The sequence below is a fragment of the Acinetobacter stercoris genome (assembly GCF_900323515.1).
Taxonomy (GTDB): Bacteria; Pseudomonadota; Gammaproteobacteria; order Pseudomonadales; family Moraxellaceae; genus Acinetobacter; species Acinetobacter stercoris.
On record NZ_OOGT01000418.1, the window covers coordinates 1 to 1,026 of the forward strand.

General features: G+C 31.5%; 1 protein-coding gene. It reads right to left on the reverse strand.

The window, feature by feature from the left end; all coding sequences use genetic code 11:
- On the reverse strand, positions 1–890 hold an 890-nt coding region (locus tag KPC_RS19990; RefSeq protein ID WP_146196693.1), incomplete at its 3' end, for a LysR substrate-binding domain-containing protein.
- Positions 891–1,026: the final 136 nt, after the last annotated feature.

A 1,026-nucleotide genomic window follows, 5' to 3' on the forward strand; every position in this document is an offset into this window, starting at 1 on the left:
TTACTAAATAAATCATAAATCATATGTCTTAACCACTGATGACTCGTCTTATGATGACAAGACATATGCCAATATTGCTTAATTGAATAAGTTGGAAATGCTATAGGTGCTTCAATCATTTTTAAATTTCCACGTGAAAGAAGAACTTCACTCAAATAGTATGGTACTGTAGCAATTGCATCCGTTTCTTGTACAACTAGCCCTACACCTAAATAGCTCGGGATACGCATAAGAATGTTACGTTTCAATTCTAATTTTAATAACTCATTTTCAATATGGTAATGCCCCATTCCAGCATCAATATCAATGTGTAATTCATTTAAATAATCATCTAAACTCATACTTTCATTGACTAATCTAGGATGAGATTTGGAAGCAAGCACAACATAGTATTGCTCAAATAGCTTTTGTTGATAAAAACCATTTTCCAGATGCGGTAAAAAACCGATTGCAAGGTCTATCTCGCCATTAGCCATTTGATAACTTGTTTCACTGGTTATCGCCCTGACATTGATACGTACATTTGGTGCATGTTTTTTAATATATTGAGAAATTTTAGGTAACAAGACCAAATGTGATACATCAGTCATGGCAATGGTAAACTTTTGGTGAGTATTTTGCTGATCAAAATCAATCGTAAAATTATTGATGTGCTCAATTTTATTAAGAGCTTCACTCACCAAAGGAAATAATTGTTTCGAAAGTTCCGTGGGAACCATTTCGTTACCAATTCTTAGAAAAAGTGGATCGTTATAATGCGAACGAATCTTGTTCAGGATATTACTAACGGTTGGTTGGCTGATATTCAACCTGTCAGCAGCCAATGAAACGCTTTTATACTTATAGATAAAGAAAAAAATACTTAATAATTTACAATCCAGTTCAAACACTTATTAAAATTCCTTTTATTAACACCAACCTCAAATAAAAAAACTTGTTAGCTGTATCTGGATTGTATTAAAAAAGCATTTCAAAGTAAATTTTTTACAGTTTATAACATTAAAATTCATGTGAAATATGTAATAT